Origin of the sequence: Arthrobacter ipis, assembly GCF_014694315.1 — a bacterium.
Taxonomy (GTDB): domain Bacteria; phylum Actinomycetota; class Actinomycetes; order Actinomycetales; family Micrococcaceae; genus Arthrobacter; species Arthrobacter ipis.
On the sequence record NZ_JAAOXD010000001.1, the window covers coordinates 82839 to 103450 of the forward strand.

The window sequence follows — 20612 nt, forward strand, 5'->3', positions numbered from 1 at the left end:
GGTCCGCGGCCGTCGCCTTTTCCTGTGGAGCTTTTGCCCGGGTGCCTTCGTTGCTGTGGAGCGCGTTAGGACGCGCGGCGGGCCCTGGCGGCGCGGCGCTTCAGTGCGCGCCGCTCGTCCTCGCTCATGCCGCCCCACACGCCGGCGTCCTGTCCGGACTCCAGCGCCCACTGCAGGCAGGTGTCAACGACCGGGCACCGGCGGCAGACGCTCTTGGCTTCTTCGATCTGCAAAAGCGCTGGGCCAGTATTGCCCACGGGGAAAAACAGCTCCGGGTCCTTGTCGAGGCAGGCCGCGCGGTTACGCCAATCCATGCTGATCAGTCACTCCATTCCTGGGAAGTCAATACCCTTGTGAAAATATTCACTAGGGCTTACATAGGAAAGGGGCCCTGGAGGGCCCCCTTGGTCATCTGGATCAAGCGTTTCATGTTAACGCTGTGTAAACAAGGGGTAGTGGACCACGAAATCCCCAAGAAACGTGAGCGATGCATCACATCAGCGGGCTTTCCCGCCGTGAGTCGACTATCTCGGGTAGTGTGCCAGTGTGTCAAGACCCCCAGAAGAGCCGTCCGGCCCGTTCGCTGACGCCGGAGACGGCGGACTGCCGGAGGACCAAGCCTCCGCGGGAAGGGGCCGTTCGAGCCCCGTCCGTCCCCGAGCCGTCGCCGTGATCTCTGGGATCGTGGCAGCGGAGGCCACGGCCCTGCTGGGCGCAGCAGCCTGGTACGGTTTCCAGCTGGCCAGCGGTGCGCCTGTCATGTCGTTTTGGGGTGCCATTTTCACGCTCGGCCTGCTCCTGGCTTTTGCGTCATGGCTGTATGCCGTTGCCGTGTTCCTGTTCCGGGGCTTCCGCTGGCCGAGGGCCGGTGCGCTGGTGGCCCAACTGTTCGTGCTGACCATTGGCTTCCCCACGCTCACCGGCGGATTCCCGGTGGCCGGCGCCGCGATGCTGATCCCGGCCGCCACTGCCATCGTCCTGCTGTTCGACAAGCGCGTGATCCGCTTCGCCTCCCGCGCCGCTTCCGCTCCGCCGGCACTCTAACGCCTCCTGACTTGGTCGGCCACCGCCAGTTGGACGGGCACCGCCGTGCCGTCCGCCACGAGCAGGGCGCGTCCTGGCGGGGGATGGGGCTCCGGGTCAATCCGTAAGCCGAAGATGTCGCCATCCAGCGGACTGCGGGGCGCAATGAGGACGCCCCTGCCGCCACTGCGGGCTGCCATGGCGAGCGGGACACGCTGCATCAGTGACTGGCCGAACGCGGCTGAGAAAACTATCGCCCAGCCGCGACTGTTCAGCTCCACCAGTTGCTGCTGGGAAATGGCAGGCAGCATGTCGGCATCATCGACGAGGAGTATGGCGTCCCTTGGCAGGCTTCCTTCTACGGCGTCACGGTGGACCGCAGCCCAAAAGTCGCCGGAACCGGACCCCCTGCCGGGGTGCGGCCAGCCGGCCGCCAAGGGATTGAGCACCGGCAGGGAAGCCAGGAACGAGGACTTGCCCGAACCCGCGCTGCCCAGCACGGCAAGGACGGCGCCTCCCGGCAGGCGCACCCAGGCAGGGGCGGGTTCGTCCCCGCCCACGCCAATCACCAGGCACCGGGCGGCTCTACGCACCGGGTGGGCCGCTGCGGGATCTGGTCCGTGCAGAGGGACGTCTGAAGCAGGCCCATCGAAAGCAGCGTCGCCTGAAGCTCGATCCCCTCTGGGCATCCGGGAGAGTACGTCCGCCACAGAGAGCTGCACGGGAAGGGCATCCACGCGGAAGGGCCTGACCCGCACCGGCCCCTGCATCGCTTCGCCGAGGGCAATGACAGTTCCGGAACCGGCACGTCGACCTGCTGGGACATAGAGCTGGCAGACCGCCTGGCGCCCCGCCGACAAAGCCCAGGATGCCACGGCCCGGCCCGGAACTGGAGGAAGGTCGGGCATCTTGGGCCACGCCAGCCTGCTCTCGGCGCTGGCGCGCCGCGGGCAGTAGATGCGGTTGGGGATTGCCGGTAAGAACCGCGACGTCACGAGTTCCCGGTCGCCGGAGATCACCACGGTGATTCCGGCACGGTGGCCGTCCCGGACGATGTCCTGGACATGGTCCTCGGCGCGGGTCGGAGGACCGGAGCGGAGGGCCGACAGCCAGGAGCCCCAGCCTGAAATGGCCAGTACCAGCGGCGGCCCGAAGGTTGCCGGGAGCCGGCTGAGCCGCCCGGACGCCTCGCCCGCCAGGCGCTCCAGGAGGCGCACACCGCGGCGGAGGTCGTCGAGGTTCACAAAGGACCCAGCGCGGTGCGCGCCCGCTATTCCCGCCAAGGACCCGTCCGCATCGAGGGCATAGAGGTGGCATTCCGTCGGATGGGCCAGCAGCTGTTGCATCGCCATTGACATGGCGTGGGCGGCGTCCGGGGATCCTGCGCCGATCAGTGCCAGATGCCCATCGGTTCCGGGCCGCCAGGTGAGACCGGCCAGCCGCTGCTCCTCGGGCAGGTCCAGCAACCCCAGCCCGACGGCCAAATCGCCGGCAGTACCCCGGACGGTGGCTGAAGCGACGGTGCCTGAAGGGACGGTGCCTGAAGGGACGGCGCCCGCAGGGACGGCGTCTGCCGGGACCGCGCCTGCAGGGACGCCGTCTGCAGGGACGGCTTCCGCAAGGACGAGGCCATCTGCGGTGAGTGCGGCCAGATGGGCGGGATCGGTCAGTACGTCCGGAAGCGGCGGAGCCAGCGGACGGCGCACCGGAGAACCCCCCATTCCGGCCCATAGGGAGGCAGTCAGCTCCACCACAGGCCTGGCGGCGTCCGACGGGGTTGTGGGCGGAAGGCTGCTGCCGGTGACTGAAGGCAGCATCGCCAGCGCTGCGGTTGCCTCAAGCACCCTGACCGGGCAAGCTGCAGGTTCCTCGCCGGTGCTGGCAATTGATGCTGACTGGAACTCCTCAGCAGTTTCGGTACCCCTGGCCAGGTAGGCGCGGCCGGGCCGGTTGACGGGAATGGCCGATGCCGCATTGGTGCCGATCACATCGGCTGACTCGTGCGCGGACTGCATCCGAAGGGCGATGCTGGTAGTAACGTTCGCCCGGATGTCCGCAGTGAGAGCCCCCTGCGGGCGCTGGGTCGCCATGATCAGGTGGATGCCCAGGGAGCGGCCAATGGCAGCAATCCTCATCAGCTCGGTCAGGGTCTCCGGAGCGTCCTCGACGAGCATCCGGAACTCATCGATGATGAGGATGAGCTGGGGGAGGGGCGGTCCGCCCGCAGGCGCCATGCGATAGGCGGCCAGGTCCGGGGCGCTGGCTGCGGCTAGCAGCTGCTCGCGCCGACGGACTTCTGCCCGCAGGGACACAATCGTGCGCTCCAGCTGGTTGCTGGCCAAATCCGTCAGCATGCCGACGCAGTGGGGGATGCCAGTCAGCGGACTGAGTCCGGACCCGCCCTTGAAGTCGAAGAAGAGAACATTGACGCGGTCCGGCGGGTAGCACAGGGCGAGCCCGGCGGTAATCGTGCGAAGCAGTTCCGATTTTCCGGCACCGGTGGTGCCCGCAACGAGGACGTGCGGGCCATCCGCCTCAAGATCCAGGACACGCACTCCCCGGTCGGTGCTGCCCAGGGGGATGGTGAGTCCCGGCTCCAGCTTGCCTGCCGCCCAGCGTTTGGCGGTTGCAGGAGCCGACAGGTCAAGAACATCGCCCAGCCCGCAGCTCGCCGGGAGGGGGTGTCCCTCAGCCGGCATCTCAGGGAGGGACCGGCGGTATGTCCGGCAGTAGCGGTCGAAAACGCCGGAGGGCACCAGGTCTGCAACGAAGCGGTGTTCCCTGGTCTGCGTCCGAAGCATGCCTCCGCGCTCGCCAAGTTCAATGTCGGTTTCCGCCGGCTGCTGTCCCGGGCCCGGCAGATGGACCACCCGCCAGCCGAGACCGCGGGCAGTTTCGATGATGCCGGCCTCCGGGGTGCCGTCCGCTGCTTCGCCGAAGAGCAGGAGAATGCGGGACGCATCCTGTCCGCCGGACGTGTCCGTCACGGCCGCCAGGGTGTCAGGGATCCTTGAATGGAGTGAGACGTCGGGAAGGAACCGCGCCGCGAGCGGTAGGGAAGAAGCCGGTCCATGAATCGCGATCCGGGTGCCGCTGGCCAGCGGATATCCCGTGAGCTGCATCAGGAACGAATGGACCAGACCATGTACCTCGGGCTCTGGTCCCCGGACGGAAAGGACCACAAAGCCAGGATCAAGGACCAGCGGCACCGCCCCGAGCCCAGGGGGTTTGAAGCCCGGCTGGTTCGGCTCGAGGCGTATGTTGGCCAGTTGGTCAGCCAAGCCGAGCCTGAGCCAGGCGCCCGGCGCAGGCCCTGGCGCTTCCTTGTACTTTGATTTCTCCCGTTCGGCACTCCGGCCGGTGCGGACAGGGCACCGCGCGCGAACCGCAGCGCTCAGTGCAAGATCAGCAGCGGACGGTGCGGACCGTCGTCGTCGGTCCAGATCCTTCGCAACCGCCGCCGCGACTGCCGATCTGAGCTCGCGGCGCTGCCGGACGCCCGAGAGCACCGGGACTAGTAGAGACACTGCCGACACCGCGGTGAAGGCCAGAAACATCCACGACCCCGTCGCCAGCACCAGCCCCACACCTATGATCACAGGGAGAACCGCCCCGAGGAGCAGCATGGACCGGCCCGCCGGCACGGCCGGGTGTGGCACGGTCAGCGGCTCGGCCACAGAGCTCCCAGCGAACCCAAGCTCGGCGTCCCGTGCCCCTGACGGCGCAGCCAACACGACCGACATGGACGAATTGCCGCAGCGAATACGGGAACCGATCGCGACGGCTGCTTTTGACACCTGTTTGCCGTCAACATCGGTTCCGTTAATGCTGCCAAGGTCCACAAGGGTCAGTGACTTATCCGTAACCTCGAGTCGGGCGTGCTCGCGGGAGAGATCGGCATCCGGAATCGTCAGTTCGGCGTTGGTCCGGCCGATTCTGTAGTTTCCCCGCCGCAACGGAAGTACAGAGCCTGCAGCGGGGCCGCTGTCCACCACGAGGAGCATGGCAGCGGGAGGTTCGCCGGCCGGTCCGGCCCCGGACACGGCGGTGTCGGACCCGCCACTGGTGGAAGGACCATCCACCAGAACAGCCCCGTTAATGAGGGGGCTTCTGCCGACGGTCAACACGCCCAGCAGCGTGCCCTCCACCGATAGCCTGCCGGTCTGGAAGCGACGCGAGAGCTCGGCTTCCAGATCGGACCCTGGGCACCCGTCCGGAGCCGACACCGTCAGCTCGACCGGCCCGCCTTGGGATAGGGACCCGGGAGCACGCACGAGCGTGCACTGCAGTTCCATTCGTGTCCGCCTTTCCGGAGCCTTTTGGAGGAAACGCTAGCCCTCATCACAGCGAGCCGATCCTGCATATTGGTGTATGTGGATAAACCCCTGCCAAGGCTGCGATCACTGCCGTCGGGGGAGACTCGGGTAGGCTAGGTCAGCAGACAATGCACAACATTGGGCTGCCCGAATTCGAAACAGGAGATTTAGTGACTGCTGACCTCGTCATCGTAGGATCAGGCTTCTTTGGCCTGACGATCGCAGAACAGGCCGCCAGTGAGCTGGGCTTGAAGGTAGTCGTCCTCGACCGCCGCCACCACATCGGGGGCAATGCCTACAGCGAGAAGGAAGAGCAGACCGGGATCGAGGTTCACCGCTACGGCGCGCACCTGTTCCACACGTCGAACGAGCGCGTCTGGGAGTACGTCAACCGCTTCACCGCCTTCACAAACTACGTGCACAAGGTCTATGGCGTGCACAGCGGGGAGGTTTTCTCCCTGCCAATCAACCTGGCAACGATCAACCAGTTCTTCCGCGCCAACCTGACGCCGGGAGAGGCGAAGGAACTCATCCAGGAACAGGCCGGGGAACTTGCCGGCACGGATCCCCAGAACCTGAACGACAAGGGCATTCAGCTCATTGGGCGTCCGCTTTACGAAGCCTTCATCAAGCACTACACCGGCAAACAGTGGCAGACGGATCCCAAGGACCTGCCCGCGGGCATCATCTCCCGCCTTCCTGTCCGGTACAACTACGACAACCGGTACTTCAACGACAAGTACGAGGGTCTGCCGGCCAACGGCTACACGGCCTGGATCGAAAAGATGGCCGAGCACCCGAACATCGAGGTCCGCCTCAACACGGACTTCTTCGACGAGTCACACGAATACAGCAAGGGCAAAGTGGTCGGCAGCATCCCGGTGGTCTACACCGGACCGGTCGATCGCTATTTCGACTACGCTGAGGGCGATCTGTCCTGGCGCACCATCGACTTCGAGGAAGAAGTGCTCGACGTCGGCGATTTCCAGGGCACTTCAGTGGTCAACTACAACGACGCCGATGTGCCCTACACACGCATCATCGAGCCCCGCCACTTCCACCCGGAACGCGACTACCAGGCCGAGAAAACCGTCATCATGCGTGAGTTCTCCCGTGCCGCCGAGAAGGGTGACGAACCCTACTACCCGATCAACACGGCAGCAGACCGCGAACGCCTCCTGAAGTACCGGGATTTGGCGGCAGCCGAGCAGAACGTTCTTTTCGGAGGACGCCTGGGAACCTACAAGTACCTTGACATGCATATGGCCATTGGATCGGCCCTGACGATGTTCGACAACAAGATTCGTCCCCATTTCGAGGACGGGAAGATGCTGGAAAGCGGAGGAGTGGACGCGTGAGCCTGACCATCAGTACTGAGTCCCGGCAGTCTGGGGAGGGCAGCCAGACCTGGCGCACCCTACAGAGGGTCATCCTTCCAAATCAAAGCCAGATGGACACGGCGCCCTTGTACATCGATACGGGCAACGCCACCGGTAAGCAGCTGCCGACGTCGAATATCGAAGCCGGCGGCAAGTCCGCGACTCCCGCTGGCGGTACGCCGAGCAAGGAAGTGCACGTAGAGGACTTCCTCACGAGGCACTCCACGTCGGTCCGGCCGGGCGAGCGCGTCTCGTTCGGGACCTATTTCAACGCGTTCCCGGCCAGCTACTGGCGGCGCTGGACTCACTTGAAGAGCGTCCGGCTGTCGGTCGCTACCCGGGGTACGGGCTCGGTGATTGTATACAAGTCCAATGCGCGCGGTGCGCTGCAGCGAGTCGATTCCCGCCATGTTAACGGAGCCACCACTAATACGTTCGACTTGTCGCTGGCACCGTTCGGCGACGGCGGCTGGTACTGGTTCGATCTCGTCGCCGGTTCAAAGGAACTGGTCCTCACCGAAGCCAATTGGCTCGGCGAAGGGGAGGAACACACTCCGGGATCGATCACGCTTGAAATCACGACGCTAAACAAGGTCGATTTCTGCATCAACAACCTGCGGATCCTTGCGGACGCGCCGGAGGCCTTGCAACACGTCAAGGAATTGATCATCGTCGACCAGGGAACGCAGAAGGTAGCTGACGCCGAGGGGTTTGCCGACGTAGCAGCGGCCCTCGAAGGCAAACTGCGGATCATCAACCAGGACAATCTCGGCGGATCCGGCGGCTTTGCCAGGGGCATGTACGAAGCGGTGAACAACGGAAGTGATTACGCGCTGCTCATGGACGACGACGTCGTCGTCGAGCCGGAAAGCATTTCCCGTCTCCTGACTTTCGCTGACATGTGCAAGACCCCAACGATCGTCGGCGGCCACATGTTCGACCTGTACAACCGGACCGTGCTGCACACGTTCGGTGAAATCGTCAATCCGTACCGCTTCCAGCCGGACCTGCCGAGCGAGGACATGACGCTGGGACATGACTTCCTGTCATCCAACCTGCGTGAGTCCTCCTGGCTGCACCGCCGGTGCGATGTGGATTACAACGGCTGGTGGATGTGCCTGATCCCGACCAAGGTGATCAAGGAAATCGGGCTTTCCCTGCCTGTCTTCATCAAGTGGGACGACGCCGAATACGGGCTGCGCGCCAAGGAGCACGGGTACCCGACGGTGTCGTTCCCCGGTGCCGCGGTGTGGCACGTGTCCTGGATCGATAAGGATGACCTGGTTGGCTGGCAGGCATACTTCCATGCCCGCAACCGCTTCATTGCGGCTCTTATCCACAGCCCCTACGAATTCGGTGGGCGCGTGGTGCGGGAGTCCCAGTACGCCGACATCAAGCACTTGGTGTCGATGCAGTACGCCACTGCCGAGGGTCGCCGTATGGCACTGACTGACCTGCTGCGCGGCCCGGGCGGGCTTCATGACCTGCTTCCGAGCAAGCTGCCTGAAATCCGGAACATGATGAAGGAGTACCCGGACTCGGTCATATCCCCAGACCCGGATTCCTACCCGGCCCCCAAACTGGACAAGCCTCCGAAGCACGGGCATGGCGTCCGGCAGCCGTCGAAGCTTGGGCTGATCCCCCTGGCGGCGAAGACTGTGGTGCGGCAGCTGGTTCAGCCCGTGGCGCCGTCGAGCGTTAACCGTCCGCAGGCGAACATCGCGCATCAGGACAACCGGTGGTGGCGGATGTCCCAGTACGACTCTGCCGTCGTGTCCAACGCCGAAGGCACCGGTGCGTCCTGGTACAAGCGCAACCCGCAGCAGCTGCGCAGGATGCTGGCCGAGAGTGCCCGGCTGCACGCCATGCTGCTGAAGGACTGGCACAAGCTGAGCGCCGAATACAAAGCGGCAGCGAAGGAGATCTCCTCTTTTGAGGCGTGGAAGAAGACGTTTGAGCGCCACAGCGAAAGTGGACAATGAGCAGTAGCGTCGACGAGCTTACCCGCCCCGGCGTCGGCGGCGGCTTGACGGAAGTATTTCGTACGCGCTTCCTGCTGCACCTCCTGGTCCGCAAGGAACTGAAGGTCAGATACAGGGGCTCGGTCCTTGGCTTGATGTGGTCCTACGTCAAGCCGGGGATGCAGTTCCTGGTGTTCTACATTGCCCTCGGAGTCTTTCTCGGATTGGAAAACAGCCCCCGGAATCCGGACGGCCTGCCCAACTACGCGATCTATTTGTTCTCGGGCATCGTGCTGATCAACTTTTTTTCCGAGGCGCTCGGTAACGCGTCGCGGTCTATTGTCAACAACGGAGGATTGATCAAGAAGATCTATCTTCCGCGGGAGCTTTTCCCTGTTGCCTCAGTGTGGGTCTCGGCAGTGCACTTTTTTCCGCAGCTGGTCATCCTGTTGGCAGCCTGCCTCTTCGCAGGATGGCAACCATCGGCCTTGCAGTTGGCCGCGGCTGCTGGCGGGTTTGTGGTGGTGGCACTGCTTGCCACTGGGCTGGGATTGCTTTTCGGAGCCATCAATGTCTACTTCCGGGACTCCGAAAACTTCGTGGACATGCTCCTCATGGTTGCCACGTGGGCCTCGCCGGTGATGTACGCCTGGACCATGGTGGTCGATAAGCTCGGTCAGTTCTGGTTCGGCGTCTACCAGTTGAACCCGATCACTGTGGGAGTGGAACTGTTCCACTTTGCCTTCTGGGTGCCGACGACTGATGGCAGTTTCGAATTGCCAGAGAATCTGATGTCAGTGTGGCTGCCCTACGCGTTGCTGGTTTCGGCTGCGGTGCTGCTTTTGGGCCAGATCACATTTCGCCGGCTTGAGGGCCGCTTCGCTCAGGAGCTTTGAGTTGACCACAGCCATCGAAGTCAAGAACATCAACAAGCAGTTTGTGCTCCGCCACACACGCTCCATCAAAGAGGCCATTGTGTGGCTTTTGAAGGGACGGAAGGGCGACCTGTCCGAGAAGTTCCATGCCCTCCATAACGTGTCCCTGGAGGTTGGCGCGGGTGAGGCAGTCGCGCTCCTGGGGCTCAACGGCTCGGGCAAGTCAACGTTGCTCAAACATATATCGGGCGTTCTCGTGCCGGACGACGGCAGCGTCCGCACCCGTGGCAGGGTGGCGGGACTGATTGAGGTCGGGGCTGGATTCCATCCCGACCTTTCCGGCCGGGACAACGTTTACCTCAATGGTGCAATCCTCGGAATGTCGGAGGCGGACATCGACGAGCGGTTCGCCTCCATCATCGAGTTCGCAGAGATCGAGAAGTTCATCGACACGGAGGTGAAGTTCTATTCTTCCGGCATGTACCTCCGGCTGGCGTTCTCCGTGGCGGTGCACACCGATCCCGAGGTTTTCCTTGTTGACGAGATTCTCGCGGTTGGCGATGAGCCTTTTCAAAGGAAGTGCATCGAGAAGATTCAGCAGCTGGCAGCGGAAGGAAAGACACTCGTGGTCGTGAGCCACGACTTGGATTTGGTTTCCACGATTTGCGACCGGGGTGTGCTGCTGGAGCATGGGAACATCACTTTCGACGGTCCGATTTCGGAAGGCATCGCCAAGCTGCGTGGCCATGTCTAGAGGACCAACTACGGGCACGGCTGGCCAGAGGGCGGACATTCAAGGCCTTCGGACCCTGTCGGTTGGAATCGTTATTGCCTACCATCTGCGGCCTGACTTGTTGCCGGGCGGGTTCGTCGGCGTCGACGTCTTTTTCGTTATCTCAGGGTTTCTGATTGTCGGTTCGCTTGTCCGTGAAATCAGCGAACACGGCCGCATCGGTATGCTGGCCTTCTATGCCCGCCGCATCCGGCGCCTGCTCCCTGCCTCGACAGCCGTTCTTCTAGCCACCATGGTCGGGGCCGTCCTGCTGATGCCCCAGCACCGCTGGCAGTCGATCGCTCTTGACGTCGTGATGTCGGCGATCCAGATTCAAAACTGGAACCAAGCGTTCAGTTCCGTGAGTTACGAGTCGGCCAATGCACTCGTCTCGCCCGTGCAGCATTTTTGGTCTCTCGCCGTTGAAGAGCAGTTCTACATCATCATTCCCTTGCTCTTGGTTGGAGCCGGACTGGTGGCCCGCCGCAGTAGGATCCCGGTCAGACGTTGCTGCGCTTACCTACTGGGCTTGATGGTCTGTGCCTCCCTCATCCATTCCGTTCTTTTCACGGCGTCGAATCATGACGTGGCCTACTTCGCCACCACGACGCGAATGTGGGAAATCGGCTTGGGTGGGCTGGGTGCACTGCTGCTTCCGGTCTTTCGTCCCGGAGTCCGCACAGGAGCTGTTCTGGCGTGGCTGGGACTGGCGATGATCCTGTCGGCGGCAATCCTCTACTCCACGCAGATGGAATTTCCCGGCTTGGTGGCGCTGCTGCCTGTCACGGGTGCCGCGCTCGTTCTCATGAGCGCCCCGGCGCCGGCTGGTTCTCCCCGGCAAGGCGAGGTATCGGTTTTGCACCCAGCCACATATTTGAGCGTGGCCCCGATGAAGTACCTCGGTGACATCTCGTATTCGCTTTACCTGTGGCACTGGCCACTGATCGTCTTCTATGTCTACCTGGCGGGCAGGACTCCGAATCTTGCCACGGCCGCCCTGCTGGCTGGCGCGAGCGTGCTGCTGGCCGTGCTGTCCTATCGCTTCGTGGAACAGCCCTTCAGGCAGGCCAAGCGAGTGAGGCCTGCAGAGGGCCGCCGGTTCCGGGCAAGGCCCCGCACACTAAGGGACTACGCTCTGGGTGTGTCTCTGATAGCCACGACCTGCCTCACGGCGGCGGCTCCATGGGGGGTCGTGGAGGCAAAGTCCGCGTCGCTCAACTACGAGATCTCCGATGCGGATTATCCCGGTGCGCTTGCCTTCGACCCGGGTCGGCCTGCCCATGTTCCGCAGCAGAAGGCGGTGGTTCCTGACCCGGCGGTTGCCACTAAGGATGTACCGCTGACCAACAAAGACGGTTGCAACGTCTACGATCCGGTCAAGTCGCCGGACACCGGCTGCACATACGGGGATTTAGAAGCCCAGCGTACGCTCGCGATTATCGGTGATTCCCATGCCAGCCAGTACGTCGACCCCTTGGCGTCCATAGGAGAGAAGAACGGTTGGAAGGTCCGGGCCATGGTGCGGAACGGCTGTCCTTTTACGGCGGCTCCGCCAGCGTCCAAGGATACGGTCTTCAGCAACTGCCCGGAGCAGAACCGTCAGTCTCTCCGGAAGCTGCTGCGCATGAAACCAGACATGGTTGTGGTGGCCGGCATGACCCCGGCGGGTTATAAATCTGCCCTCGGATGGGAGTGGAAGAATGATCGTGAGCTAGTTTCCGGTTATCAAGAGATGCTGCGGCCCCTGATCGAGGCAGGCATCAAAGTTTCAGTGATTTCGGATTCGCCATTTCCGGCTTTCTCTGTCCCGGACTGTGTTGAGAGGAACGGGCCTGCCGCGCCGAACTGCTCGGTTCCTGACGAGCCGGACCGGGCTCAAACGGACCCCCTTCGGGTTGCCGCCCAAGAGGTTGGCGGACTGGGCGTTGTGGATCTGGGTAATTATTTTTGCAGGAACGGGAGTTGTCCCCCAGTGATCGGCAACGTCCTAGTTTACCGCGACAACCATCTAACTGCCACCTTTGCCCGCACACTGAGCGGCCCATTGAAGCGTGCGCTGAAGTTGTAGCGGTGGACGACTGAATACGGGCGTGCGCCAGAAACTCGCTAGGCTAGACCAAGAACTCCTGCGCCCGTTGGGGCGCACAAACACCAAATTATAGAGAAGGCGACGTATTCGTGAAGATTGCTGTAATTGCTTTGGGGAAAATCGGGCTGCCGCTGGCCGTCCAGTTTGCGTCCAAGGGCCATGAGGTTGTCGGCGTCGACGTCAACCAGCAGGTGGTGGAGCTTATCAACGCGGGGACCGAGCCGTTTCCGGGCGAGGCGCACCTGCAGGAGAAGCTCTCCGAACTGGTGCCGGCCGGCAAGCTCCGTGCCACTACCGACTATGCCGAGGCTGTTCCCGGCGCTGATGCCGTGGTGCTGGTGGTCCCGCTGTTCGTCGACGCGGACGCCAAGCCTGATTTCGGTTGGATGGACGGCGCCACTGCCGAACTTGCCAAGCACCTGACCCCGGGCACCCTGGTGTCCTATGAGACAACCCTTCCCGTGGGAACCACGCGAACGCGTTGGAAGCCGGCGCTTGAGGCCGGGTCCGGGCTGGTTGAGGGCAAGGATTTCCACCTCGTCTTCTCCCCGGAACGCGTGCTGACCGGACGGGTGTTCGAGGATCTGCGCAAGTACCCCAAGCTGGTGGGCGGCCTGTCCGAGGCAGGCGCGGCTGAGGCCGTTGCGTTCTATGAGGCCGTGCTGGACTTCGACGAGCGTACCGACCTTCGCCGGCCCAACGGTGTGTGGGACCTAGGGTCCGCGGAGGCATCCGAGCTGGCCAAGCTGGCCGAGACCACCTACCGGGACGTGAACATCGGGCTGGCCAACCAGTTCGCCCGGTTCGCGGCAACCGCGGGCATTGACATCTACCAGGTCATCGAGGCTTCCAACTCGCAGCCGTACAGTCACATTCACCAGCCGGGCATCGCTGTCGGCGGTCACTGCATCCCGGTCTATCCGCGCCTGTACCTCTGGAACGACCCCGAGGCGACGGTGGTCCGGGCCGCCCGTGCAGCCAACGCGGACATGCCCGACTACACGGTGGGCCTCCTCGAGGGCGCTTACGGCGACCTCACCGGTGCGCGCGTGGTGGTGCTGGGAGCCGCCTACCGCGGCGGCGTCAAGGAGACGGCCTTCTCCGGCGTTTTCGACGCCGTGGCCAGCCTTGAGAAGCGCGGCGCCGTGGTGACGGTCCACGACCCGCTCTACTCGGATGCCGAACTGGAAAAGCTCGGCTTCACCGCCTACCACGTCGGCGAACCCGTCGACGCGGCCGTCGTCCAGGCCGACCACGCCGAGTACCGCACGCTGACCCCGTCTGACCTGCCTGGCATCAAGGCCTTCATCGACGGCCGCCGGGTGAGCTCCGCCGACAAGTGGGACGGCGTCGTTTACCGCGTTATCGGCAAGGCCTGACAGCGCTTCGCGGCTGCCTTGCCGCTGCGGGCCGCCCGCACCGGCATTTTTCGAGAGGAACCAAAGTATGACGACGACCATTGCTCCGAGCGCCGACGTTTCGGACCAGGCAATCCTCGGCGACGGCACGAAGGTCTGGCACCTGGCCCAGGTGCGTGAACAGGCGAACCTCGGCGCGAACTGCATCGTGGGACGCGGCGCTTACGTCGGCACCGGCGTACAGATCGGCGAGAACACCAAGATCCAGAACTACGCCCTGGTGTACGAGCCGGCCAAGCTCGGCAAGGGTGTCTTCATCGGTCCGGCCGTGGTCCTGACCAATGACACGTACCCGCGGTCGGTCAGCCCCGACGGCTCGCTGAAGAGCGCCCACGACTGGACGCCGGTCGGCGTGACCATCGAGGACGGCGCATCGATCGGTGCCCGGGCCGTGTGTGTCGCCCCGCTGACCGTGGGGCGCTGGGCCACCGTCGCGGCCGGCGCCGTCGTCACCAAGGATGTGCCGGCCTTTGCCCTCATGGCTGGTGTTCCTGCCCGGCGTCTTGGCTGGGTGGGCAAGGCGGGTGAGCCGCTGCGCCAGGAGGGCGGCTTCTGGGTTTGCCCCGCTACCGGCGCCAAATACATTGAAGACGGAAATTCCCTGAAAGAGTCTGAGGAGAACGCATGAGCTACGACTTTATCCCCGCGGCGAAGCCGATCATCGGCGACGACGAGCGGGCCGCCGTCGACGCCGTTCTGGCCACCGGAATGCTGGCCCAGGGCCAGCAGGTCGCCGATTTCGAGAAGGAGTTTTCCGAGGTTCTCCTGGACGGCCGCTCATCCGTTGCCGTCAACTCCGGCACGTCGGGACTGCACCTCGGGCTCCTGGCTGCCGGTGTCGGGGCCGGCGACGAGGTTATTGTTCCGTCGTTCACCTTTGCCGCCACCGGCAACTCCGTCGCGCTGACCGGGGCCACCCCGGTGTTTGCCGACATCGAACTGGACCACTACACCCTGGACGTGGACCACGTTGCCTCGCTGATCACGGACAAGACCAAGGGCATCATGCCCGTGCACCTGTACGGCCACCCGTTCAATGTCGAAGGCCTCGGGAAGCTCGCTGAAGAGCGTGGCATCGACCTGTACGAGGACGCCGCCCAGGCCCACGGTGCCAGCTTCAAGGGCCAGAAGGTGGGAACGTTCGGCAAGTTCGCCATGTTCAGCCTCTACCCGACGAAGAACATGACCTCAGGCGAGGGCGGCATGGTCTCCACACCGGACAGCACGGTGGAGCGGAACCTGCGCCTGCTGCGGAACCAGGGCATGGAAAAGCAGTACGAAAACGAGCTTGTGGGCTTCAACGCCCGGATGACCGACCTGCACGCCTCCATCGGCAGGGTCCAGCTCAAGAAGGTCCTCGGCTGGACGGAGAAGCGCCAGCAGAACGCGGCCTTCCTGACCGCGAACCTCCAGGGCGTCGGCACGCCCAAGGTCGCCGAGGGCGCGTCCCACGTCTACCACCAGTACACGATCCGTGTGCCGGAGGACCGTGACGGGCTGGCCAAGGCACTGCGCGAGGAATACAACATTGGCACCGGCGTGTACTACCCGGTTCCCAACCACCGCCTGCCCTCCTTCAACCGCACCGAAGACCTGCCGAACACGGAAACCGCTGCCCGGGAAGTCCTCTCCCTGCCGGTGCACCCGTCCCTGAGCCAGAACGACCTGGACCGCATCGTCACCGCGGTCAACAAACTCGTCCAGGCAGGTGCCTGATGGCTAACCTGCGCGTCGGCCTCATCGGCCTGGGCATGATGGGCCGCCACCACGCGCGCGTGGTGCGGGAGCTCGACGGCGTCGACCTCGTCGCCGTCGCCGACTCCTTCGGCGACCCGCACGGCGTTGCCGGCCAGCTGGATGTCCTGTCCTCCGTCCAGGAGCTTATCGCCGCCGGCATCGACATGGCTGTGGTGGCTGTCCCCACCGGCCTGCACGAGGAAGTCGGCCTCGCCCTGGCCGACGCCGGCGTCCACACCCTGGTGGAGAAGCCGATCGCCTCCAGCGCCGAGGCCGGTCAGCGCCTCGTCGACGCCTTCGATGCCAAGGGCCTCGTCGGCGCCGTGGGACACATCGAACGCTTCAACCCCGCGCTGCAGTCACTGCGCAAGCGGATCGAAGCCGGTGAGCTGGGTGACGTCTACCAGATCGCCACCCGGCGCCAGGGCCCGTTCCCCGCCCGGATCGCCGACGTCGGCGTGGTCAAGGACCTCGGCACCCACGACATCGACCTGACGGCATGGCTGGCGCAGAGCCGCTTTGAGTCGATCTTCGCACGCACCACCACCCGCAGCGGCCGCCCGCACGAGGACATGGTCGCCGCGACAGGTCAGCTGGACAACGGCGTGATCACCAACCACCTGGTCAACTGGCTCTCGCCGATGAAGGAACGCCTCACCATCGTCACCGGTGAAAAGGGCGCCTTCGTGGCTGACACCATCACGGCAGACCTGACGTTCTTCGAGAACGGCACGGTGGCGACGGAGTGGGAGTCCATGGCCGCGTTCCGGGGCGTTTCCGAAGGCAACGTCACCCGGCTCGCCATCGCCAAGCCGGAACCCCTTCGCACCGAACACGAAGCCTTCCGTGACGCAGTCCTCGGACTGCGCAGCGACGTCGTCACCATGCGCGAAGGCCTGGACACGCTCCGCGTGGCTGAGGCCGTGCTGGAGTCCGCCACCAACCGGCAGCTGGTCAGGGTTCCGAGTTCGTGACCGGGCGACGGGTTCCACGCGTCACCATTACAAGCCGCTTGTTTGCACCCGAAGTGGGCGCGGCGGCCTACCGTCTCAAGGCGCTTGCCGACGGGCTGGCCGCGAAAGGGGCAGAGGTGCGAGTCCTCACGACGAAGCCGCCCAAGGCACTGAAGGGCACGGACGCAGACTACGAAGTACGGCGTTGGCCGGTGCTGCGGGACGCAGGGGGAAATGTCCGGGGATACATCCAGTACCTCAGTTTCGACGTTCCACTGTTCCTCAGGCTCCTTCTGTCGCCCAAACCGGATGTCGTGGTGGTTGAACCGCCTCCCACGACCGGACTCGTGGTCAAGACGGTTTGCCTCCTTCGCAGAATTCCCTACGTCTACTTCTCTGCCGACGTCTCATCCTCGGCTGCGAAGGGCATCGGTCTTCGCGGGCCCGCCCTGAAGCTGCTCACGTGGATGGAGCGCACGGTCCTCAAATCGGCGGCAGGCATCCTCGCGGTATCGGACGGAGTGAGTCAGGAGGTGGAAGCCCTGACCGGCAGGAAACAAGGTATCTTCATGGTGGGCACCGGGGTGGACACGGATACCTTCACCCTCGACGGCGATGCCAGGTCCGGCGAGGGCAGGTACTTCGTCTACGCGGGAACCATGTCCGAGATTCAGGGTGCCCAAGTATTCATCGACGGTTTCGCCCTCATCGCAAAGGACAACCCTGACGTGCGGCTTCTGATGTTCGGGCAGGGTGTGGAACTTGAGGCGCTCAAGGCCCGAAGTGCTTCCCTGGGTGCGCAGGTGGAGTTCAGGCCGCCCACGTCGGGCTCGGAGGTCGCGTCCTGGTTCAGGGGCTCTCTTGCCAGCTTGGCCTCAGTGCGGCCGGGCAAAGGTTATGACTTCGCCTTCGCCACCAAGTCTTTGGCCGGGTTGGCCGCAGGCGCGCCGGCTATCTACGCCGGGGTGGGACCAATGGTCCAGCTCATTGAGGACAACAGGCTCGGCGTTGCAACGGGCTGGGACGCTGCCAGTGTCGCCGTGGCGATGAAGGCCGTGATTGCCAGCCCAGTCTCCGACGACGATCGCTCACGACTCTCGGCGTGGACCGAGAAGAACTTTTCGCTGCGGGCGGTGGGCAGGACGGCCGCAGCGCGTGTCCTCGAGTCTGCCGGAGCAGGCAGCTAGCGTGGCTGCGGCCGCCGCCTCCGGTTCATTGGCGCCAGCTGCCAGTCCGGGGAGACCTGTTCGTTGATAATCACCGTAACTAGCTATGGGATACTGAATCAGTGAGTCGTACTTGGATCGTCATGCCCGTCTACAACGAGGCCTCCGTCGTCGGAAACGTCATTCGTGGCCTGTTGCCTGAGTTTCCCAACGTCGTTTGCGTTGACGATGGCAGCAGTGACGGATCCCAACGAGCCGCCCGCCAGGCCGGCGCCGTCGTCGTGCAGCACCCGGTCAACCTGGGACAGGGTGCCGCCCTCCAGACCGGAATAGAGTTCGCGCTGAGCGACCCGGAGCTGGACTGCATAGTGACTTTCGACGCCGACGGGCAGCACCGGGTCGAAGACGCCAAGGCAATGGTTGCGAGGATCAAGTCCGGCGAAGCCGACGTTGTCCTGGGCTCCCGGTTCCTCGATGACCGCACGCAGCTGTCACTGGCCAAGCGCGTAGTCCTGCGGACCGCCGCTTTCCAGTCGAGGCTGTCAACTGGACTGGAACTTTCCGACGCCCACAACGGACTGCGGGCGTTCAACGCCGAGACGGCCGGAATGATCCACCTGACCCAGAACCGCATGGCCCATGCATCGGAGCTGATACATCAAATAGCGGCGATCAACCCGCGGTGGGTTGAGCATCCGGTCGAAATCATCTACACCGATTATTCGCGGTCCAAGGGGCAGTCCCTGCTCAACTCCGTGAACATCGTTGCGGACCTATTCTTTAGGTGAGATTGTGCAGATAGTTGTCCAAGTAGTTCTTGTCCTGTCAGTGGTTCTTGTCTCACTGGCTCTCATGCGGGGCGGATCCAACGCCCGCCACCTCGCCATCCGGCGGATAATGCTTGTGCTATTCGCTTGTGTTGCAGCTTTTTCCGTGTTTTTCCCGGAGGTGCTGACCCAGGTTGCCCGTTTCTTCGGCATCGGCCGTGGAACGGACCTTGTTCTGTACGCGCTGATTGTGAGCTTCCTCGTCTTCATGGCCACCACCTATCAGCGGTTCCGCCATCTGGAAACGACTTTCACCAAGCTGGCTCGGCGCATTGCCTTGGACGAGGCCGAGAAGCCCTGGGTCAACTCGGAGCTTGAGCGCCCGAAGGGCCTGTAGCGCGATACCTGATCCTCCGTCTGCCCGATGGCGGGGACCTGCAGTTGAGAGGTTGTCGGCCACACGTGCCAATTTTTCGTAGAACAGATGTAACTGCCGCGGACAGCAGGAGCTTCTCCAGCAGATGGACCTTCGCCCTGGCTGGCAGTGTCGCGCAGGGTCTGGTCCGGTTCCTCTATAGCGTACTCATCGGCCGTTTCGTCGGGGTAGCGGCCTTGGGAACCGTCAACTCGGCCATCTCCGTAGCCTTGCTCCTCAGCCTCCTCTGGCCCACCTCGGCGGGGCAGGGCGCCACGAGATTCGTAGCGCAGATGAGAGGCGCCGGCCGCGACGACCAGGCCCAGGCAGTGGCCAACTATCTCGGCCGCCGGATGCTCCTGAGTTCGTTTGCCTTGGCAGCAGTAGCCTTCGGGACTTGTCTTTTCATACTGAGGACCGACCTGGCGACAGCGGCCTGCTGTGCCGTCCTGTTGCTCGGCTACGCATCGTGGTCCTTCGCCCGTGGTGTCCAGTACGGAGGCGGCCAGATCGCCCGGGCGGCCATGTGGGATGTCGGCGGGTCGGTCCTGGCGATCGGACTGCTGGTCCTCGTGCTCCTGCTGAAGTGGAATCCGGTTCTGCTGCTCCCGATGGCCGTCGCCTACGGACTGTATGGCTTAGTCTGCTGGCCGCAGAAGTCGACCGGGGAAGTGGACCCGTCCCTTGTCCGGCAGATGAACACCTATGTCCGTTACGGCGTTCTTGGCACCCTGTCCAGTACAGGTTTGCTGCAGCTGTCGATGATTGCGGCGCACTTCTTGGGGTCAGACCTCGAGGCCGGGTTCTACGCAGCCGCCCTCAGTCTGGCCACACCGGCGACGATGCTCGCGAGGACGGTCAGCCAGGTGCTTTTCCCGTCGATGGCAGAGGCAGGGGGCCGGGAGGACCCCAGCTCCCTTCGACGCCAGACAGACCTGATGACCCGAGGCCTGGTGGTGACCATGGTCGCCGTTTTCGGCGCCCTGTCGTTGGCCAGTCCGCTAGTCGTTGACCTCTTCTTCGGGGAACAATACGTTGAGGCTAAGGGATTGCTCTCGATCCTGCTGATGGCGGTGATGTTCACCACCTTGCCGGTGGCCTGCATCAACAGACTCAACTCGACGGGCACACACGGAGCCCGGTTTGTCTCTTTGACCGCCATGAGCGGGCTTATCTTGGCCGTCATTTTGTGGTTCCCGCTGTCCCATCTTCTCGGCCTCAAGGGAGTGGCGTTCGGCTACCTGATCGCGACCTTGGTCACTGCGACGGTATCGATCGTCCGTTGCTGGCGGCTTGATGGCCAGGAATGGTCGTTGCTGTTCGCCAAGGCCTTTGTTGCGATTGCCCTCGTTGTGGCTGGTCTGACTCTCACGAACATTGCATCTTTGCCCGACATCGCTGGCGTTGGTCTCGCCCTCGGCTTTACCGCCATCTGGGGCTTTATCTGCCGGAGGGACGTGCAGCGAATCAGATCTGCCCGGACTAGCCCGCAACCAGCTGCCGCGGCGGCGGGTCCGGTGCAACCGGATGGCCGCCCGGATGAGCAGGACGGAACTACAGCCAACAGCTGAGAGGCCTAGGTGTACTACCCCGGCTGGTTAGTGACACGCCTGATTGGTGAGCCCGTAAGGCCTCGTACGTTTGTGGCTGATCCCAGCCTCGGCAAGGACTCCCTGCAAAGGCGAGGGAGCGGTGGCAACCGCCGTTGTCGGTCATCACACGCGGGATTTTCACTGCATGG

At 63.8% G+C, this 20612-nt stretch carries 16 protein-coding genes; 14 read left to right on the forward strand and 2 right to left on the reverse strand.

The genetic code is table 11. The annotated features are described in order from the left end of the window. Positions 1-65 precede the first annotated feature (65 nt). Entirely contained in the window at positions 66-314 is a 249-nt protein-coding gene (locus G9E11_RS00340) for a WhiB family transcriptional regulator (RefSeq protein WP_003804966.1), read from the reverse strand. A 232-nt stretch (positions 315-546) separates the two neighbouring features. On the opposite strand from G9E11_RS00340, the gene G9E11_RS00345 reads away from it, so the two are divergent. Then, a complete protein-coding gene (locus G9E11_RS00345; protein ID WP_414635163.1) occupies positions 547-1044 on the forward strand; it encodes a CD99 family protein in 498 nt (165 codons plus the stop codon). On the opposite strand, the gene G9E11_RS00350 is transcribed toward G9E11_RS00345, so the two are convergent. Continuing rightward, positions 1041-5318: an FtsK/SpoIIIE domain-containing protein gene (locus G9E11_RS00350; protein ID WP_190601959.1), complete on the reverse strand. Its 4278-nt coding sequence runs from the start codon at positions 5316-5318 to the stop codon at positions 1041-1043. The genes G9E11_RS00345 and G9E11_RS00350 overlap by 4 nt on opposite strands. A gap of 191 nt (positions 5319-5509) precedes the next feature. Here G9E11_RS00350 and glf point away from each other — a divergent pair, with 191 nt between their 5' ends. The 13 genes from glf (at position 5510) to G9E11_RS00415 (ending at position 20442) form a co-directional block, all read left to right on the forward strand. Continuing rightward, positions 5510-6697: a UDP-galactopyranose mutase gene (gene glf / locus G9E11_RS00355; RefSeq protein ID WP_190601961.1), complete on the forward strand. Its 1188-nt coding sequence runs from the start codon at positions 5510-5512 to the stop codon at positions 6695-6697. Beyond that, positions 6694-8700, forward strand: a complete 2007-nt coding sequence (locus tag G9E11_RS00360; protein WP_414635164.1) for a glycosyltransferase — start codon at positions 6694-6696, stop codon at positions 8698-8700. Before glf ends, G9E11_RS00360 begins: the two co-directional genes overlap by 4 nt. Continuing rightward, on the forward strand, positions 8697-9575 hold the full coding sequence (locus G9E11_RS00365) for an ABC transporter permease (protein ID WP_190601963.1): 879 nt from the start codon (positions 8697-8699) through the stop codon (positions 9573-9575). Before G9E11_RS00360 ends, G9E11_RS00365 begins: the two co-directional genes overlap by 4 nt. 1 nt (position 9576) lies before the next feature. Next, positions 9577-10308: an ABC transporter ATP-binding protein gene (locus G9E11_RS00370; protein WP_190601965.1), complete on the forward strand. Its 732-nt coding sequence runs from the start codon at positions 9577-9579 to the stop codon at positions 10306-10308. Then, on the forward strand, positions 10301-12394 hold the full coding sequence (locus G9E11_RS00375; RefSeq protein WP_190601967.1) for an acyltransferase family protein: 2094 nt from the start codon (positions 10301-10303) through the stop codon (positions 12392-12394). Before G9E11_RS00370 ends, G9E11_RS00375 begins: the two co-directional genes overlap by 8 nt. Positions 12395-12504: 110 nt before the next feature. Further along, positions 12505-13794, forward strand: a complete 1290-nt coding sequence (locus tag G9E11_RS00380) for a nucleotide sugar dehydrogenase (RefSeq protein ID WP_190601969.1) — start codon at positions 12505-12507, stop codon at positions 13792-13794. 67 nt (positions 13795-13861) lie between these two features. After that, positions 13862-14461 carry an acyltransferase gene (locus tag G9E11_RS00385; protein ID WP_190601971.1) on the forward strand — a complete coding sequence of 200 codons (600 nt, stop codon included), beginning with the start codon at positions 13862-13864 and terminating at the stop codon, positions 14459-14461. Further along, positions 14458-15549: a DegT/DnrJ/EryC1/StrS family aminotransferase gene (locus tag G9E11_RS00390; protein ID WP_190601973.1), complete on the forward strand. Its 1092-nt coding sequence runs from the start codon at positions 14458-14460 to the stop codon at positions 15547-15549. The genes G9E11_RS00385 and G9E11_RS00390 overlap by 4 nt, the downstream gene beginning before the upstream one ends. Next, on the forward strand, positions 15549-16544 hold the full coding sequence (locus G9E11_RS00395; RefSeq protein ID WP_190601975.1) for a Gfo/Idh/MocA family protein: 996 nt from the start codon (positions 15549-15551) through the stop codon (positions 16542-16544). Before G9E11_RS00390 ends, G9E11_RS00395 begins: the two co-directional genes overlap by 1 nt. Positions 16545-16582: 38 nt before the next feature. Next, entirely contained in the window at positions 16583-17710 is a 1128-nt protein-coding gene (locus G9E11_RS00400; protein WP_194717736.1) for a glycosyltransferase, read from the forward strand. Between the two features lie 101 nt (positions 17711-17811). Then, positions 17812-18477: a glycosyltransferase family 2 protein gene (locus tag G9E11_RS00405; protein ID WP_311764271.1), complete on the forward strand. Its 666-nt coding sequence runs from the start codon at positions 17812-17814 to the stop codon at positions 18475-18477. A gap of 64 nt (positions 18478-18541) precedes the next feature. Then, complete coding sequence (locus tag G9E11_RS00410) at positions 18542-18853, forward strand: DUF2304 domain-containing protein (RefSeq protein ID WP_246468680.1); 312 nt, start codon at positions 18542-18544, stop codon at positions 18851-18853. A gap of 347 nt (positions 18854-19200) precedes the next feature. Continuing rightward, a complete protein-coding gene (locus G9E11_RS00415; RefSeq protein ID WP_190601981.1) occupies positions 19201-20442 on the forward strand; it encodes a lipopolysaccharide biosynthesis protein in 1242 nt (413 codons plus the stop codon). The last annotated feature ends 170 nt before the right edge of the window (positions 20443-20612 follow it).

What these genes read in the sequence shown, in the direction of transcription:
- G9E11_RS00340 (WP_003804966.1), bottom strand. Translation starts at nt 314, where the DNA reads ATGGATTGGCGTAACCGCGCGGCCTGCCTCGACAAGGACCCGGAGCTG.
- G9E11_RS00350 (WP_190601959.1), bottom strand. Translation starts at nt 5,318, where the DNA reads ATGGAACTGCAGTGCACGCTCGTGCGTGCTCCCGGGTCCCTATCCCAA.
- G9E11_RS00365 (WP_190601963.1), top strand. Translation starts at nt 8,697, where the DNA reads ATGAGCAGTAGCGTCGACGAGCTTACCCGCCCCGGCGTCGGCGGCGGC.
- G9E11_RS00375 (WP_190601967.1), top strand. Translation starts at nt 10,301, where the DNA reads ATGTCTAGAGGACCAACTACGGGCACGGCTGGCCAGAGGGCGGACATT.
- G9E11_RS00385 (WP_190601971.1), top strand. Translation starts at nt 13,862, where the DNA reads ATGACGACGACCATTGCTCCGAGCGCCGACGTTTCGGACCAGGCAATC.
- G9E11_RS00390 (WP_190601973.1), top strand. Translation starts at nt 14,458, where the DNA reads ATGAGCTACGACTTTATCCCCGCGGCGAAGCCGATCATCGGCGACGAC.
- G9E11_RS00395 (WP_190601975.1), top strand. Translation starts at nt 15,549, where the DNA reads ATGGCTAACCTGCGCGTCGGCCTCATCGGCCTGGGCATGATGGGCCGC.
- G9E11_RS00410 (WP_246468680.1), top strand. Translation starts at nt 18,542, where the DNA reads ATGCGGGGCGGATCCAACGCCCGCCACCTCGCCATCCGGCGGATAATG.